A 16,430-nucleotide genomic window follows, 5' to 3' on the forward strand; every position below is an offset into this window, starting at 1 on the left:
GGCAAGACCAGGCGCAGCGTTGCCAGTCGCGGCGGTCTTGGTCGGCAGGGTCGCGCCTGGTCTTGCCCCGGCCTGTTCGATGAACTGCGCATCGCGCAGTTCATCGACCCCGAGTCCAGCGCTTGCGCTGGTCCGGGGTGCAGGGGGCGGACAGCCCCCGCTGGGGTTTGGGGCAACGCCCCAATCTCTCCCCCTCAGGCCGAGGCAGCTTGCGCCGGACGATCCTGGATGGGCGGGGATGCGAAGATGTCGGCCTCGCTCTCGCTCGGCGGGGGGAGTTCCACGTAGCCGCGGAACTGGGCGAGCATGTTGAAGCGGCGGGACATCCAGCCGGGGATCACGAGGGCGTAGGTGCGGGCGAGACGGCGCGGGTCGTCGAGCGTGCGCAGCATCGCCTGGTAGGTGACTTCGCCGTAGGCGGCCTTGAAGGCGGCGGCTTGTTCGGGGCGCGAGACCCAGTTCATCACGCCGGGCCGGTCGGCTTCCGGGTGGAACTGGACGGACTCGACGCCTGCGGTGACGTCGAGACCGAGGATGGCGCGGCCTTTCGACATGCCGTCGCGGCTCTCGCGGGCGAGGAGGGAGCCGCCGAGGGATTCGAGCAGGCGCTCGTCGAGGTCGACGGCTTCCCAGCTTCGGTGCTCGAAGGCGAAGAGACGGTCGCCGAAGGGGCGGAGGAGCGGGTGGGCTTGGCCTTCGGGCGTCGTGTAGATGGGCATCACGCCGAACTTGCGCTCGGTGCGGGGTACGACGGCGGCCAGGCGGAAGTGCCGCACGACCATCTCGAACGAGTAACAGATCGCGAAGAGCGCGCTCTGGGTCTCGCCGCCGCGGATGGCCGAGTCGACGACGTGGTCGAGGAAGCCCGAGTAGTCCGTGACCCACGGCATGCCGTCGCCGTCGTAGGGCGATCCGGGGCCGCCGGTCGAGATGTACAGGTCGTAGTCGCGCGGGACGGGGTTTTGGGTGTCGCGCGGCGAGACCTCGCCGAGCACGCACTCGAGGCCCGGGTTGTGCCGTCGGACGCGGTCGAAGAACGTCGACACGATGCCTCGCAGGCACCGCATCGCCTGGTTGACATGACCGTTGTTCATGTCGACCAGGCAGATCCGCAAGGGGAGCTGTCGCGGCTCTCCGCTCACGTGCACCAACCTCCAGCCTGGGGAATTGCGATACGACCCATCACGCGCGTGACCTCTGCATCTTCCCCCTGCGCCGTGATTGTCGTAGCACGAAGGTGCAGCGCCGAAAAGACAGCATTTCTGTCACTTTCCACGCAGAGTCCAAGCGACCGACCGCACGACCGGATCTCCGGATTGCGCTGCAGTTGCAGCGGATTGGCGCGCCTGGGACGGGGCGAAGCGGGCGAGCGAGCGGAGCGCCGAGACACGTAGATCGGTGCTCGCGCTTTCCTGGGTCGCCAGGGTCTCTGCGAGCTCGAGCGCGCGGGCGCGCTCGTCGCCTTGCGAGACGCGGACGTACGCGCCGAGCGCGCGGGCGCGGATCAGCTCGGAGGCCGCGCCGTCGACGACGAGTGCGCGGAGCTTGCCGGGCGCGGCGGCGCCGGCGATGCGGATCGCCAGGGCCTCGTAGTCGCCTTTGCCGTGCGCGCACCAGACCGCGCCGAGGACACGTTCGAGGGCACCGGGCTTCGCCGGGAGCGGCTTGTTCGGGCGGCGCGTGGCGACGATCGCGAAGGGAGGCTCGGGCGCGAGCGGCGACGGCGGCGCGGCGACCTTCTTGTTCGAGGGCGGGAGCGGCGGCGCCGGCTCGCCGCCTTCCTCGAGGATGCCGCGGTAGAGCGCGCTGCCCTGGAGGACACGCTTCTGCGCTTCGGTCAGGTCGAGCGCGCCGTAGGCGATCGGGAACATCGTGTTCGTGGTGTCCGGGCAGTTTTCGGGGTTCGACTGCATCACGGACGTCGGGCACTCGACGGTGTCGCTGAGCGGATCGGTCTCCTCGATGGAGAACTCGGTCGTGTGGAAGAGGCCCGCCAGGTGGCCGACCTCGTGGCGGAGGACGGTGGCGTCGTACTCCGGGTTGCCCGAGGGCATGTACGCGACGCCGCTCATGGTGGTGCCGTGGAGCGCGGGGCTGCCGGGGATGCCGCCCGCGACGCCGATGGCCTGGCCGAACTCGGAGCCGAAGCTGCCGATGACGAAGAGGTTCAAGGCCGGCGCGTCGACGACGCCCGCCGAGGAGGCGAGGAGGTTTCTGTACTCGTTGAAGTCGTCGACGGTCGTGAAGCTCGCGTCGAGCGGCAAGAAGGTGACCTTACCGAGGCCGAGGCCGGCGTAGTCGACGAACATGTCGGAGAGGACCTGGTTCACGTAGTTTTGCGTGGTCGAGTTCGGCGCGAGGAAGACGTTCACGTCGACGACGCCGCCGTGGAAGAGGCCGTCCTTCGTGCGGCGGATCCACACGTCGACGTGCGCGCTCTTGACCGAGCCGTCGTCGTCGCCGAGCGAGATGCGCCACTGGCCTTGCTGCATGGGCCACGCGTTCGGGGCGTCGGACTGCGGGTTCGCGCCGCCGACCCAGCCGTAGCTCGCGAACGCGAGGTTCGACTTGTTGGGCATCGCGTAGTTGAAGATGACCGGCTCCCCCGAGGGAGGACGGAGGCGGCTGATGCCCACGACGTCGTTCACGTTCGCCGCGCCGACCGCGACCGTGAGGCCGAGCGCGCGGTCGGGGACCTCGAAGGGCTCGAGCGAGTTCAGCGCGAGGTCGCCGAGGTCGATGTGCTCGAGCGACTGGAGCTCGCTCGGCCCCGCGCCCGCGCCCGATCCGCCCGCGCCCGCGCCGCCTGCGCCCGCGCCGCCCACGCCGGGGCCCGCGGTCCAGGTCTCGCCGCCTTCGCCGCCGGTGCCCGGGGTCTCGGTACGGGTCGTCGGGCCGCACGCGGCGAGCGCGACGAGCGCGATCGCGGCGAAAAAGGAGGACCGGACAACGCCGGCAGACGAGGCTCGGAGGCAAGCCGAGAGCCCACGGAAGGCGGTAGGGGCAAGCATCTTGCGATTCTAGCTTGCGCCTCCTTGGGGTAGAAGCGGGCGCGTGCAGAGCGTCGATCCGGCGGCAACGGAGACGAAAGGCCGCGAGGAAGCTCCTCCGAAGGCGGCAGGCGGCGCGCGCTCGGCGGCGCTCGTGACCGCGGGGATCGTGCTGTCGCGGCTCGTGGGGCTCGTGCGGCAGCGCGTCATGGCCCACTACTTCGGGACATCGGCCTGGGCGGACATGATCGCGGCCGCGTTCCGCGTCGGAAACATCACCCAGAACCTGATGGGCGAAGGGACGTTGTCCGCGACGTTCATCCCGCTCTACGCGCGGCTGCGCGGCGAGGGCAAAGGCGAGGAGGCGGCGCGGTTCGCGCGGTCGGCGCTCGGGCTGCTCCTCGTGGTGGTGGTGGCGGCGTCGGCGCTCGGCGTGCTCCTCGCGCCGTGGCTGTCGTGGCTCGTGGCGGCGGGGTTCGACGAGGAGAAGCTCGCGGGGACGGCGACGATCGTGCGCATCGTCTTCCCGATGACGGGCCTGCTCGTGCTGTCGGCGTGGGGGCTCGGCGTGCTGAACGCGCACCGGCGTTTCTTCCTCCCGTACGCGGCGCCCGTGGTGTGGAGCCTCGCGCAGATCGCGGCGCTCGTCGTGGCAGGGACGTTCCTCGGGCAGCGGGGCGGCGCGCTCGCCACGGCGCTCGCGTGGGGCGCATTCGCAGGGGCGTTCTTGCAGCTCGTGGTGCTCTTGCCGGCGGCGCGGAGGTTGCTCGGTGGGATTGCGCCGCGCTTCGATGCGAAGGATCCGCACGTGCGGGAGGCGGCGGCGCGGCTGCCCGGCGCGCTCGTGGGCCGGGGGATCATCCAGATCTCGGGGCTCGTCGACACGCTGCTCGTGAGCTTTCTGGGCACGGGCGCGAACGCGACGTTCGGCTACGCGCAGACGATCTACCTCCTGCCGATGAGCGTGCTCGGGACGGGCGAGGCGGCGGCGGCGTTGCCCGAGTTTTCACGCGACACGGCGGAGACGGACGTGGAGAAGCGGAACGCGGCCGTGCGCGCGCGGCTCGGCGCGTCGCTCGCGCGCATCGCCGTGCTGACCGTGCCGGCGACGCTCGTGTTCGTGCTGCTCGGCGGGGACCTCGTGGCGCTCTTGCTCCAGACAGGGACGTTCGATCAAGAAGCAACGGCGCGGGTAAAGCCGCTCCTCGCGGCGTACGGGTTCGCGCTGCTCGGGAACGCGGCGGGGCGCGTGCTGACGACGACGGCGTACGCGCTCGGCGACACGCGGACGCCGGCGCGGTTCGCGGTGCTGCGGGTGGTCGTGAGCACGGCGCTCGCGCTCGTCTTGATGCGGCCGCTCGGCGTGCTCGGCGTGGTGCTCGGCGCGGTGATCGCAGGCTGGGTGGAGACGTGCGCGATGGGGATCCGGCTGTCCCGAGCGATCGGAGGGCTCGGTCTCGGCGCGATTCGGGCGGGGCGGATCGCGCTGCTCGCCGCGCTCTCCGTGGGCGCGGGCGTCCTCGTGCGGTCGATCCTGCCCACGGGGCTCGCAGGGACGACGCTCGGCGCGATGCTGTCGCTCGGGGCGTTCGGCGCGGCGTTCGTCGTGCTCTGCCCGCTGCTCGGGCTCTTCGACCTGCGCTCGCTCCTCCGGCGAGCACGGCGCTGACCGTCGACGTTCTGCAATGGCGCAGGAGCGCCGGGCGCTTCAAGAACGCGAAGTGACGCCTGGCAAGACCCTGCACCCCGCGTTGTTCCACCCCTACCGCGCCGCCTTTTACGTGTTCCTCGCCGCGCGCCGCACCCTGGTCGAGCTGTCGCCCGATCGGGGCTGGCGGACGTGGATCACGCCGGAGGTCCTGCTCGGCGGCTTCCTCGTGCCGAGCGACGTGGCCGAGCTCGAGCGGCTCGGCGTGCGCGCCGTGGTGAACGCGACGAGCGAGCTCGTGGAGCCAATCGGGACGCTGCGCGCGGCCGGCATCGACTACCTGCAGATCCCCTGCTGGGACATGAACGCGCCGAGCCCCGAGGACGCGGACCGCGCGCTCGCGTTCGTCGCCACGCACATCCAGGCGGGGCACCGGGTCTACGTGCACTGCGCGAGCGGGGTGGGCCGGAGCGTGGCGCTCGTCGTGTGTTACCTGGCGCTTCACCGGGGGATGAGCGTCGAGGAGGCGATCGCCTGGATCCGGGCGCGGAGGCGCGTGGCGATGCGCGAAGGGCAGCGGCGGTTCGTGAACGACTACGTGTCGGCGCGCGGGGGTCGGGTGAGCGCGGAGAACGTGTAGTCCGAGGAACGCGTAGACCAGGGAACACGGAGATCACAGCCGCGGCGCGCGCGAGGCACCACGCGCTGGCACGCCGCTTCCAATCGAGGGCCCCGGGAGGCGCGAGCGCCTCCCCCTGGAGCCCCCATGAGAACGATCGCGCACGCTGTCCGCGGGGACGTGTACACGCTGCTCATCGTGCTCCCGCTCGTCTTCTTCGCGATCTCCCTCGGCTTCGACGTCGTCGCGATGCTCTCGGGCGCGCACGTCTGGGGCGTCGCAGCGGCCGTGAACCTCGCAGCAGGGCTCGTCAGCGGTTCCCTGTCGTCCGTGTATTTCGCCCGGGTGCACGAAACGTATCGGCCGGGATCCCGGGCGCGGGACCTGAGCTTCCTGTTTCTCTGGCTCTCGATCTGCGCGCTCCTCCCCTTCGTGGTGAGCCTCGTCCTGAGAGCCGTGCACCCCCAAGCGCCGACGCCGCCGGCGAGCGTGGCGCTCTCCATCGTGGCCCTCGGCCTGGCAACGCTGGCAGGTTGGCTCGGCGACGAAGCAGCCCGCGAACGGGGGTAGGTCTCATGTCGAAGGCGTTGCGCTGGGGCGTTGCCCCAGGCCCCACCAGGGGCTATCCGCCCCTGGACCCGGACCAGCGCAAGCGCTGGACCCGGGGTCGATGAACTGCGCGATGCGCAGTTCATCGAACGAGCCGGGGTTCAAGACCGGCGACGCCCCTGCCTTCCAAGACAGCAGCGCCGACGTCTCGACGGGCGGGGCGGTCCCACCGGCCTGCTGGAAAAACTGCGCGGAGCGCAGTTTTTCCAGCTGAGGTCCAGGGCTTGCCCTGGTCCGGGTCGAGGGGCGGACAGCCCCCGCGGGGCCCGGGGCAGCGCCCCGGCGCGGCGCCCCCATTCGCGCGAGACTTGGCCCATCGACGTGACCTTTGGCATGCGTCGCTTCGATGCAAGACGATCGCCCCGGCCCGAACCGATCTACGCGCCTCGGGCTCCCGCTGCTCGCCGCGCTCGCGCTCGCCCCCCTCGGCTGCAAGGGCGGCGGCGCCCCCGCGCTTGCGAAGGGCGAGCCGACGGAGGAGCCTCCGCCCGAGGTGCCGTCGCCGCCCGCGGACGGCCCGAAGCTCATCGTCCTGCAGAGCGGCACCGTGGTGTACGATCGGCCCTCCACGAAGGGCCGGCCGCTCGGGGAGCTCCGCGCAGGGGCCGCGATCGCACGCTCCTCGGAGGCGTTCACGCGAAGGGAATGCCCAGGCGGCTGGTACGTGGTCCGCCCGCGCGGCTTCGTGTGCGCAGGCGAGGCCGCGACGACGGATCCGTCCCTCGCCGCGGCGCTGCCGTCCGGTCCGGATCTCTCGCGTCCCCTGCCCTACCGCTACGGCCGCGCTCGGACCGAAGGCGTGCCGCTCTACACGCGCCTGCCCATGCCGGCGGAGCAATCCACCGAGGAGCCGGATCTGAAGCGCTACCTCACGAAGCGCGGCTCCCTCGACGCCGAGGTGCTCGGCGCGGCCGCGAACGACGTACCCATCGATCCGCGCGGCGTACCCGCGGGCCCGCCCGTGCTGATGCCCGGCGTCGACGGCGCGGACGCGGTCGGCAAGCGCACGGTGGGCTCGTTCTTCGCGTTCCCGGCGCCCGCCGTGGCGCCGCTCGCGCCGCTCGCGTCACGCGTGGCGGACCTGAAGGGCGGCGTGCTGCGCAAGGGCAGCGGCGTCGCGCTGGCGGGGTCGTTCGTGGCGTCCGTCGCGCCGAACCCCGGCGAGGGCCGGCGCTTCGGCGTGACGCCGTCCGGGCAGGTGGTGCCGATCGACCGGTTGAAGCCCGCGCTCGGGACGACGTGGCACGGGCTCGACGTGGAGAAGGTGGGGCTGCCCGTGGCGTTCGTGCACAAGGGCGGCGTGACGGCGTGGAACCTGAAAAAGGGCGAGGCCGAGCCGAACGAGGACGAGGAGCTCGAGCGGCGCACGGCCGTGCCGCTCAGCGGGAAGTTCCGGACGGTGAACGGCATGCGCTTCGAGCAGTCACGCGAAGGCTACTGGCTGCGCGCGCAGGACCTCGTGGTGATCGTCCGCCGGACGAAGTTCCCGGATTTTGCGAAGGGCGATCAAAAGTGGCTGGACGTGAGCCTGGCCAACCAGACGCTCACGGCCTACGAGGGGCAGAAGCCGGTCTACGCGACGCTGATCTCGTCGGGACGCGACGTGCTGAAGGAAGCGGCCGAGAGCGCGTCGACGGCGCGCGGGACGTTCCGGATTCGTAAGAAACTGGTAACTGCACCGCTCGACAGCCGCGAAGTGCACGGCGACTTCGACGTCGCCGACGCGCCCTGGGTGATGGAGTTCGAACCGGGATACGCGCTCACGGGCACGTACTGGGGCGATGGGCTGGGGGAGGCGCAGACTTTCCATGCTGTCGCGCTCTCGCCCGTCGACGCGCGCAGGCTCTTTCACTGGGCCGGGCCGGAGCTGCCAGAGGGCTGGCACGGCGTGACCGACGCAATGGGCGAAGGGACGATGGTCGTCGTTCGGCCCTAGCGTTCGGGGGCTCCGCTCGGACAAGCCGAGCGGAGCCCCAAAACCCCCGAGCGCTCGGGGGCTCCGCTCGGACAAGCCGGGCTACGCCCCCAAAACCCCCGAGCGCTCGGGGGCTCCGCTCGGACAAGCCGAGCGACGACTGTCCCGCGGCGTGACAGGCCACCGAGCAGGCTGTGCGTTCCCTGCTCGCACACGGCGCACGCGGCTCGCCATTGCCCCCGGCCGTGACACCGGACCTCGCGCGCCGCGCCGCGTCTCGCGTCGCCCCGCGCGGCTCGGCGACGCTCCCGACGAAGCCCCCCGCTAGGCGCGATTCTCCCGAACAAGGCGCGGGAAACGCGCATTCCCTCGCGCGAAACCACGTGCGTCACGACGCGCCGGCGCGGCAGCGAGCGCGCTTCCCAGCGCTCGGCACGACCCTTGCCGACGAGCACGCACGTCACCGCGACCTTCGCGAGCAAAAGAGGCGATGGCGGGGGAAACGCGTGGTCCGACGATCGGGTCGCGCCTCGAGACCGCGGTGGCAGAGGGACGAACCATGGCTTCCAAGACGACGACGACGCGCACGAAGAGCGCAGCCAAGCGCGGAGCGACAACGGCGCGTAAAGCCTCCGAGGCGGCGAAGGGCGCGACGAAGAGGGCGAAGAGCGCCGGTAAGCGCGCCGCGGCCTCCAAGGCAGGAGCCCGAACGGAAACGGCCGGTCGCACGACGACGCGCAAGGCCGCCGCCTCGAAGCGCCCGGCCGCGAAGAAGGCGACGCGCAGCGCCGCCGGACAGCGCACGACGGCGTCCAAGGCGGCTCCGGCGCGTTCGCCCCGAAAGAGCGCCACAACGACGCGCAAGTCGGCGACGGGAACCCGGGCCCGCACGAGCGGCACCCGCACAGCGGGCGCTCGCTCGGGTGCGAGCCAAGCTCGACGCGGGAGCACTGCGGCCCCCGTGTCGTCGAGCGGTTGAAACTGGTGCCGAAGGAGGGAGTCGAACCCCCGACCCGGCGCGTATGAAACGCCTGCTCTAGCCGGCTGAGCTACTTCGGCGGAAGCGGCGCGCACTATGTCGAGGGACGACGGGCCTGTCAAGCAGGCAAACCGTCCCGGGGGCGTCTTTCTCGCGAGAGCGTGGGCAAACCCACGCCGGCCGGTGAGGAGGAGGCCGAGGGCGTTGTCCTTCGGCCCGCCGGTCCGCCCCGCGAAGTGTCCCGAAAGCTTTACATTTTTCCGCGCGTCAGGGGCGCGCAGGGTCCGGGGGACGCACCGCGGGGTTCTTCGCGACGAAGGGCATCGACCAGGCGAACGTCGGCCCGAGCTCACGCGGGAGCGGCTCGAAGGGAGCGCCGCGCAGGACCGCCTGCCGGCAATTCTCGTCGAACTCGGGGATGCCGCTCGGCCGCGCCACACGCGCGCTCGCGACGCTGCCATCCGCGCGGATCACGAACGCCACGACGACGGTACCGCCGCGCCCCTCCGCGATCGCCCAGCGCGGGAACGCGTCCTTCCAGAGCGGATGAATCCGCGCGAGCACGCGACGCAGGTAGTCCATGCGGCGCTTGTCGAGCGCATTCGCGTCGAGGCCGGTGCCCTGCCCCGTGCCGAGCGGATCGGCGACGGAGCCGCGGCCCGCGCTGCCGCCCGATCCCGGCGCCGTGGGCCCGTTCTGCCCACCGGTCCCCTCGCCCGGCGCGCCGCCGGCGGTGCTCGCGTGCACGATCGACTGGAGCGCGAGCGCGACCTCTTGCTCGCTGTCGACCTTGTCCGTGGGTCGCCCTTCTCGATCGGCGGGCACCGAGGGCGTCCCCGCCGTCACGAAGGGCCGCGCGAGGGGCACCTCGGCGCTCGCGCGCGCGTCCTTGCCTTGTGCCCCATCACGCGCTCCGATGCCCTCGGAAGGCACCACCACGCCCTCCTCCGCGCCGCCCACGGGCCGCGCCGCCTCGACGCCGTCGGGCGGGAGCGCCAGAGCGCCGAGCGCGCCTCCACGCTGCGTGGCGCGGCCGGCGCGGAAACCGCCCGAGGACGGATCGTGCACGGCGTACGTGCGCCGCTCGGGTCGACTCCCGGAACGACCACTCGCGAGGAAGGTGAGCTCCATCGGCTCACGGCTCGCGCGTCGGTCTTCGCGAGATGCGCGCTCCTCGCCCGCGTCGATGCGCTGCACCTGCGTGCGATCGATCCGCGAAGGCACCTCGGTGACGAGCGCGCGATCGTCCTGCCGATCGGCGAGGTTCGTCGCGCGCGCGGTGGCCGTGTCCGTACCGCCGCGCCCTCTCGTGCCCGTATCGGGGCGCGGCTCGGCCTCCCCTCCCCCGCGCGGGACGACGACCGCTGGCAACTCGATGAGCTCGCCGGCGATCGATCCTTCGCTCAGCGTCGGCAGCTCGATCTCCACGACCTCGTCACGGAGCGGCGCCTCTAGGCCTCGAAGCGCGATGCCCGGCTCCGCGCGTGTCGCGCGCGCGAGGAGAGCGCCCCCGGTCGCGAGCAGGGCGAGGTGCACCGCGAGCGAGAAAAAACTCGCGGAGACGAGCCTGCGTCCATCGAAGCCCCGCACGCCCTCAGTATGCCTCGTCTCCGCGCTCTTGCGTGCTCTTCAGGCCAGGCCGAAGCGCCGGCGCGCGTTCTCCGTCGTGCGCGCCGCGAGGACGTCGAAGCTCTCGCCGCGCAGCTCCGCGACGCGCCGCGCCGTGTGCACCACATACGCGGGCTCGCAGCGCTTGCCGCGCAGCGGGATGGGCGCGAGGTAGGGGCTGTCCGTCTCGACGAGGATCCGATCGGGCGGCGCCCACGCGGCGACCTCGTGGATGGCGCGCGCGTTCTTGAACGTCACGATCCCCGAGAACGAGAGATCGAAGCCGAGCGCGAGCGCCCGCTCGGCGAAGGGCCGATCCTCGGAGAAGCAGTGAATGATGCCGCCGACCTCACGCGCGCCTTCCTCTTCGAGCACGGTGATCGTGTCCTCGGCCGCCTCGCGCGTGTGCACGACGATGGGCTTCTGGACGCGCCGCGCGAGCGCGATCATGCGCCGGAAGACCTCCTTTTGCGTCTCGCGCGGCGAGTGCATGTAGTGGTAGTCGAGCCCGATCTCGCCCACGGCGCGGACGCGCGGCTCGCGGGCGAGTCGCTCGAGCTCGTCTTCCATGGGTCCGTCGAGGACACGCGCGTCGTGCGGGTGCAGGCCGACGGAGGCCCACACGTCGGGACGGCGCGCGGCGAGCCCCGCGGCGAAGCGCGCCGGGCCGAGGTCTTCGCCGACCCCGATCACGACGAACGCCTCGACGCCGGCCTCGCGCGCTCGCTCGAGGACGGCGTCTTCTCCTTCGGGAAAGTAGTTGGGATCGAGGTGGCAGTGGGTGTCGATCAACATCGTTCGTGGACCAACGACGTGCCCGTCAGGTGACGAGCTCGGCGAACCGCGCGCGGAGGAGCGCGCTGCCCGCGTCGAGGGCGCAGCTCTCGCAATACCCCATCGCCTTCAGCCGATCGAGCGCGGCGAGCGCGTGCTTGCGCTGCTCGTCCCGCAGGCTGCCGACGAGGGGCTCGTCGCGCACGCCCTGGGCCGCGTGGTTCGCCCGATCCCGCAGCATGGCCACGAGATCCCGGCAGAGCAGCGCCACGGCCTTGCGACGCTCCGTGAACACGGCCTCGCGCAGCTTGCGGATCTGCTGCGGGAAGACGACGGCGTTGACGACCTTCTCGCCGGGATGATCGATGGCCCAGGCCGCGATCATCGCGATGAGCCCGCGGCGGTGATCGTCGTGCTTGCCGCGCACGCCGAGCAGGCCCTCGATCTCGCGCATCATGCGCTCGTCGGCGCCCTCGAAGTCCCCGGTGTGCGGGTTTCTGATCTTCTCGCCCTTCACCCACGCGCCGACGTGCTGCACGTATCTGTCGAAGAGCTCGCCGTAACGTGTCTCGTCGACGAGCCCGCTCGCCGATCGCATCTCCTCTTCGAGCGTATCGAGCAGCCGCGCGCGCACGACGTCGCGGAAGAGCTTGTGATCATGGTAGCCGCCCGCGAGCGGGCGCTCCTTGAGCCAGTCGTACTCCGAGGTCCGCTTGCAAAGCTCGTCGAGCTCGGTGAGGACGGAGAACGGCGACAGGCAGCCGTGATCACGGCTCTGCGCGGCGTCGAGCAAGAGCGAGCGGATCTCGCGCGGCGAGACGCCCGAGCGCCCCTCGAAGTCGACGGTGGCGTCGGTCTCCTGGTAGAGCGCGCGGATGTTCGCGCGGAGCAGCTTCTGCGAGTCGCCGTCGAGCCGCTCCGGCGGCGTCCCCGTCGCGTACGCCTCCATCTTCTCGGCCGCGGTCAGCGACGAGACGATCGGCGCGAGCACCTCGGGATACCGCTTCGCCTCCGGCTGCCGCATGCGCGTGAGCACGGCGAACTGCGCGGCCACGCGTGTCGCGTGCGGCGCGACGTGCCGCGTGACGAACGGCGCGATCTGCGCGTCGTAGATGCGCTGCTCGTCGAGGTAGCTCCGGAGGTAGGGCGCGCGGAGCAACTCGAAACGACCGCGGAAGCTCGGGAACTCGGGGTGCTCGCGGAAGGCGTTCAGGTGAACGTCGTTCGCGCTGCCGATCATGACCACGTTCGTCTGGATCGTCTGCTGCGGCAGGCTCACCTCCCCTGTCTCGAGCGTGAGCTGCAGGTAGCGGAACGCGTCGAGCGGCCTCTTCAGAAGATCGCTGAACTCGAGCACGCCGCCCGAAGCCTCGACGAGATCGCCGTGCGCCTCGAAGAGCGTCCGCGCCTGGAGCGCCGTGGGCAGCGCGGCGAGCGAGCGATCGGCCGTGATCTGTCGTTCGCCCGCGTCGACGCTGAGCTCCGGCCCGATCGTCACCGCGCCCGTGCGGTACCGCCGCGAGATGAACCAGCGCTCGACCTGGACATGCCGCAACACATCGGCGAGCGAGCCCTCGTACGAGACGAGCAGCGCCTCCATGATCTGCTGGTTCTTGTGCGAGAGTTTGCCGCTCATGAGCCAGTCGGGCGGCGCGTCGGCGATGCCGGCTTCCTCGTAGAGCTTCTTCAAAAGCTCGCGACGCTCCGGCACCGGGAGCAAGAAGAGCGGATGATCCCGCAGCTCGCTCACGAGGCGCGCGTCGATCTGCGTGTCCTCGAGGTGCGCGAAGCTCCCGCCGATCGGCGCCGCGGCCCCTTCGCCGCCGAACCCGATCGCGCCGCGTGTCGTCTTGCGGCTCGGGAACACCCAGTGAAACCGGTAGAGCGCGCCCTCGTCGAGCGTCGAGTAATGCTCGAGCGCGCGCAGGACGCAGCCGGCGATCGTGCTCTTGGCCGATCCGTTCGGGCCGTGCATCAACACGAGCCGATTCGCGCGGCCCTCCTGTACGAAGTTCGAAAGCGCGCGGTAAATCTCGCCCTGCAGCTCCTCGTGCCCGATGAGCGCCGCGTCGCGCCCGTGGTACGGGGCTCGCCGTCCATTCACACCCGACGCTCGGATCGGCTCGGGCTCCCAGGGCAGATCGAAGAGGCGGTAGCGCGTGCACTCGCCCCACGGACGCTTGACCGGGTACGTCCCGAAGTGGTCGAACATGTCGCGCACGTACCGGGCGGCATCACGCCCGTGGCACGTGGGATCAGACGCGAAGAGCTCCAGGTACTCCTGGAACGAGAGCAAGCGCCGCCCCGTCTGGAAGCGACGCTGCATCGAGGTGACCAGGTTGGAAAGCTCGGCCAGCGCGAGCTCGGACCTTCGGCTTGCCCGGGCGTCGGACTCTTTCACCCCGGGAGTTTAGCCCCCGGCTCACTTCACGTCGACGTCGACCTCGAGGTCCAGCTTCTCCATCAAGCAGTTCGCCGCGCTGCACACGCTCATCGAGAGCGTGCCGGCGATCTTCGCCTTGCCCGCCCGGGACGCTACGAACGGCACCTTGAACGATCCCTTCTTCTCGTCGAACGTCCCGTCCTCGCGCTTGAGCAAGGGCTTCGGATACGTGACGCCCTCGGGCGCGGGATCGACGAGCTTGAACTTGTACGGGTACTGATCGTTCATGTGATACGCGCCCTTCGGCACGATCGAGATCTCGAGCGTCCCTTCCTTGCCCGCCGCGTACGGACCCGTCGCCTTCATTTCGACCGCGTACGAGTCGCTCTCGGCCTTGGGGCCCTTGGCGACGACGGTCTTCTCCTCGCCGCGCTGCGTGGCGGCTTCGCTCCGGCCACATCCGGAGGCCAGCACGAACGTCAGGCCCGAGAGGGCCACGAGGCACGCGAGGGTGGAGAGAGGACGTTGGCGCATCGGAGGCTTCTTCATGAGGAGTCGAAATACCACGGCGGTTTGCTCCTGACCACGGGCGGAGGGTCGACGAAACGGCGCGAACAGCACGGGTTCGACGGAAAGGCCGCCCAGGCCATGCACGAGCCCGGCGTTCAGCGCGCGCCGAGCGCCACGATCGCCAAGGCGGCGAGGACGACGAACACGATGGCGGGAAAAAGCCAGCGTGGTCGTGTGCTCGGGATGGCGACGGCGTCATCGTCCGGGAACGCGCCTTGCCCCGAAGTCACCGCCGCGCCCGCGAAGGCGGCGTCCATCGCGCTCAGATCCCCGGCCGTGCCCTGCTCCTCTTCGAGGCGCGCGAGCACACGAGGAAGTCCCGCGCGGATGTGGTCGCCGAGATCGGCCTGCGTCATCCGCGCCCACGCCACGTGGCTCCCCTCGAGCCCGTACGCGTGGCCGATCCGATCCGCGAGCGCGCCGACCGTGGGGATACGGTCCGCGGGCTCTTTCGCGAACGCTTCCTCCATCACCGCGTCGAGCGAGCGCGGCACGCCGTGCGCGCGGCCCACCTCGCTCGGCGGACGGTGCGGACGCGTCATGATGCTGAGCAGGATCTGCGGGCCGGATTTGCCCTCGTATGGGACCTTGCCCGTGAGGCACTCGTACGTGATCGCCGCGAGCGACCAGACGTCGGCGCGATGATCGAGCGAGGGGAGCCCCTGCGCTTGCTCGGGCGACATGTAGAACGGCGAGCCGATCGTCGTGCCGATCGCGGTGATCTTCTTCGCGCCCACGCTGTTGTCGCGGACGCTGCCGAAGTCGAGGAGTTTGACCTCGTCACCGCCGCACAAGAAGACGTTGTCGGGCTTGAGATCACGGTGGACGATCTTTCGCTCGTGCGCGCCTTGGAGGCCGATCGCGACCTGCGAGACGAACCGCACGACACGCTCGGGCGGCAGCACCTTCTCGCGGCGCATGAGCACGCGGAGCTCCTCGCCTTCGAGGTACTCCATCACGAGCACGTAGTTGTTCTCGGCGTCGTGCTCGAACGCGTGCACACGCACGACGTGCTCGTGCGGCAGGACCGCGCTCACCTCGAACTCGCGCTTGAACCGCTCGAGCGCCACCGGATCCTGCGCGACCTCCTCGTGCAGGATCTTCAGCGCGACCGAGCGCTTCTCCTCGCGGTCGAGCGCCTGGTACACGCCGCCCATGCCGCCCTCGGCGATGACGCGAAAGATCTGGTAGCGCCCGCCGCACACCGCGCCGCCGACGCGCGGATCCCCGGGATCCGGCTTCGGCGCGACCTCGTCGATCCCCGCGAGCTTCTGCCCTTCGAGCGGGCAGAAGTCCGCGTCGTCTGCGTAGAGGCGCTGGCAGGTGGTGCAGGCTTTCACGCGCCGCGAGGGGATCGGACGAGACGAGACGAGAAGATCCGAGGATCAGGCGCGTGACGAGGTCGAGCTGCCCTCGGCGGCGTCGCCCTCCGGGGCGCGCACCGGCGCGGGCGTGTAGTAGAGGATGCGGCGGCAGTGCGGGCACTGCTCGAACTCGGCCTGCCGCAGCATCTTCTGGAACATCATCGGCGGGATGGTCAGGTGGCAGCCGAGGCACGTGCCGTCGTGCGTGGCCGCGATCGGGTGCGGGCGCCGCGTGCGAACCGATTCGTAACGACGGTAGAGCGTCGTCGGCAACTTCTTCACCGCGAGCTCGCGCTCCTTCACCCGCGTCGCGCGTTGCGACTCGGCAGCGTCGAGCTGCCGCGTCGTGCCCTCGGCCGTGCCCTCGATCTGCTGCACGAGGGTGCGGTACTTCCCGTCCGTCGCGTCGATCGACTTCTTCGCCGCATCGGTCGCGGTGTTGAGTCGCTCGATCTCTTCTTCGCGGTCGCGGTGCAGCTTGCGCAGCTCCTCGATCTCGCGCTGGGCGGCGTTGCTCTCGCGCTCGTTCCTCGATCGCGCGAGCTTCTCGCGCGATCGCTCGATCTGCTGCGTCATCTGGCGCAACTCGACGCTGAGCTCGCTCCGCGTCTTCTCCATCTGCGAGAGCATCTCTCGGTCCGTCCGGAGGCGGTCCTCGAGCACTTTCGCCTCCGCCCGCATCCCCTCTAGGCTTCCCCGCTGCTTGCCGATCTGCTCCTCGAGCCTCCGCAGATCGTCGTCGATGGTCGCGAGCTCTTCGAGGGGTGCGATCTGGTCGCGGATACTCACGTGGATGCTCTGCTCCTTGCGAAAAGGGATAGGCCCACCTGGACTCGAACCAGGAACAGCCCGGTTATGAGCCGGGGGCTCTGACCGATTGAGCTATGGGCCCGTGTTCGCCGGATCGCCCTGTGACGACCCGGGGGACAAGCTAGTCCAACATCGAGGCCGTTGGAAGGGGAGGGCCGCGT

13 protein-coding genes and 2 tRNA genes are annotated in these 16,430 nt (G+C 70.7%); 5 read left to right on the forward strand and 10 right to left on the reverse strand.

What is annotated here, in order from left to right:
- Positions 1-194: 194 nt before the first annotated feature.
- A complete protein-coding gene (locus QHF83_RS47415; protein WP_282424759.1) occupies positions 195-1,142 on the reverse strand; it encodes a hypothetical protein in 948 nt (315 codons plus the stop codon).
- Positions 1,143-1,265: 123 nt separating this feature from the next.
- Complete coding sequence (locus QHF83_RS47420; RefSeq protein WP_282424760.1) at positions 1,266-3,011, reverse strand: hypothetical protein; 1,746 nt, start codon at positions 3,009-3,011, stop codon at positions 1,266-1,268.
- A gap of 43 nt (positions 3,012-3,054) precedes the next feature.
- Between QHF83_RS47420 and murJ the strand changes: the two genes are divergently transcribed.
- The 5 genes from murJ to QHF83_RS47445 all read left to right on the forward strand — a co-directional run bounded on the left by murJ (position 3,055) and on the right by QHF83_RS47445 (position 7,802).
- Positions 3,055-4,659, forward strand: a complete 1,605-nt coding sequence (gene murJ, locus QHF83_RS47425) for a murein biosynthesis integral membrane protein MurJ (RefSeq protein WP_282424761.1) — start codon at positions 3,055-3,057, stop codon at positions 4,657-4,659.
- 52 nt (positions 4,660-4,711) lie between these two features.
- Positions 4,712-5,278 carry a dual specificity protein phosphatase family protein gene (locus QHF83_RS47430; RefSeq protein ID WP_282424762.1) on the forward strand — a complete coding sequence of 189 codons (567 nt, stop codon included), beginning with the start codon at positions 4,712-4,714 and terminating at the stop codon, positions 5,276-5,278.
- A gap of 126 nt (positions 5,279-5,404) precedes the next feature.
- On the forward strand, positions 5,405-5,827 hold the full coding sequence (locus QHF83_RS47435; protein ID WP_282424763.1) for a DUF2231 domain-containing protein: 423 nt from the start codon (positions 5,405-5,407) through the stop codon (positions 5,825-5,827).
- Between the two features lie 112 nt (positions 5,828-5,939).
- A complete protein-coding gene (locus QHF83_RS47440) occupies positions 5,940-6,080 on the forward strand; it encodes a hypothetical protein (RefSeq protein ID WP_282424764.1) in 141 nt (46 codons plus the stop codon).
- Between the two features lie 132 nt (positions 6,081-6,212).
- Entirely contained in the window at positions 6,213-7,802 is a 1,590-nt protein-coding gene (locus tag QHF83_RS47445; RefSeq protein ID WP_282424765.1) for a L,D-transpeptidase, read from the forward strand.
- A gap of 961 nt (positions 7,803-8,763) precedes the next feature.
- Here QHF83_RS47445 and QHF83_RS47450 read toward each other — a convergent pair.
- The 8 genes from QHF83_RS47450 to QHF83_RS47485 all read right to left on the reverse strand — a co-directional run bounded on the left by QHF83_RS47450 (position 8,764) and on the right by QHF83_RS47485 (position 16,351).
- Positions 8,764-8,840, reverse strand: a tRNA-Met gene (locus tag QHF83_RS47450).
- Positions 8,841-9,027: 187 nt separating this feature from the next.
- The gene (locus QHF83_RS47455) at positions 9,028-10,350 is read right to left on the reverse strand and encodes an energy transducer TonB (protein ID WP_282424766.1); all 1,323 of its coding nucleotides are present in this window, start codon (positions 10,348-10,350) and stop codon (positions 9,028-9,030) included.
- Positions 10,351-10,389: 39 nt separating this feature from the next.
- Positions 10,390-11,163: a TatD family hydrolase gene (locus tag QHF83_RS47460; protein ID WP_282424767.1), complete on the reverse strand. Its 774-nt coding sequence runs from the start codon at positions 11,161-11,163 to the stop codon at positions 10,390-10,392.
- A 25-nt stretch (positions 11,164-11,188) separates the two neighbouring features.
- Complete coding sequence (locus QHF83_RS47465; RefSeq protein WP_282424768.1) at positions 11,189-13,543, reverse strand: serine protein kinase PrkA; 2,355 nt, start codon at positions 13,541-13,543, stop codon at positions 11,189-11,191.
- Positions 13,544-13,564: 21 nt separating this feature from the next.
- Complete coding sequence (locus QHF83_RS47470) at positions 13,565-14,059, reverse strand: hypothetical protein (protein WP_282424769.1); 495 nt, start codon at positions 14,057-14,059, stop codon at positions 13,565-13,567.
- Positions 14,060-14,190: 131 nt separating this feature from the next.
- A complete protein-coding gene (locus QHF83_RS47475; protein ID WP_282424770.1) occupies positions 14,191-15,435 on the reverse strand; it encodes a serine/threonine-protein kinase in 1,245 nt (414 codons plus the stop codon).
- Between the two features lie 45 nt (positions 15,436-15,480).
- Complete coding sequence (locus QHF83_RS47480; protein WP_282424771.1) at positions 15,481-16,248, reverse strand: C4-type zinc ribbon domain-containing protein; 768 nt, start codon at positions 16,246-16,248, stop codon at positions 15,481-15,483.
- 29 nt (positions 16,249-16,277) lie between these two features.
- Positions 16,278-16,351 (reverse strand) — tRNA-Ile (locus QHF83_RS47485).
- Positions 16,352-16,430: the final 79 nt, after the last annotated feature.

The sequence above is a fragment of the Polyangium sp. 15x6 genome, from assembly GCF_029960785.1.
Taxonomy (GTDB): Bacteria; Myxococcota_A; Polyangia; order Polyangiales; family Polyangiaceae; genus Polyangium.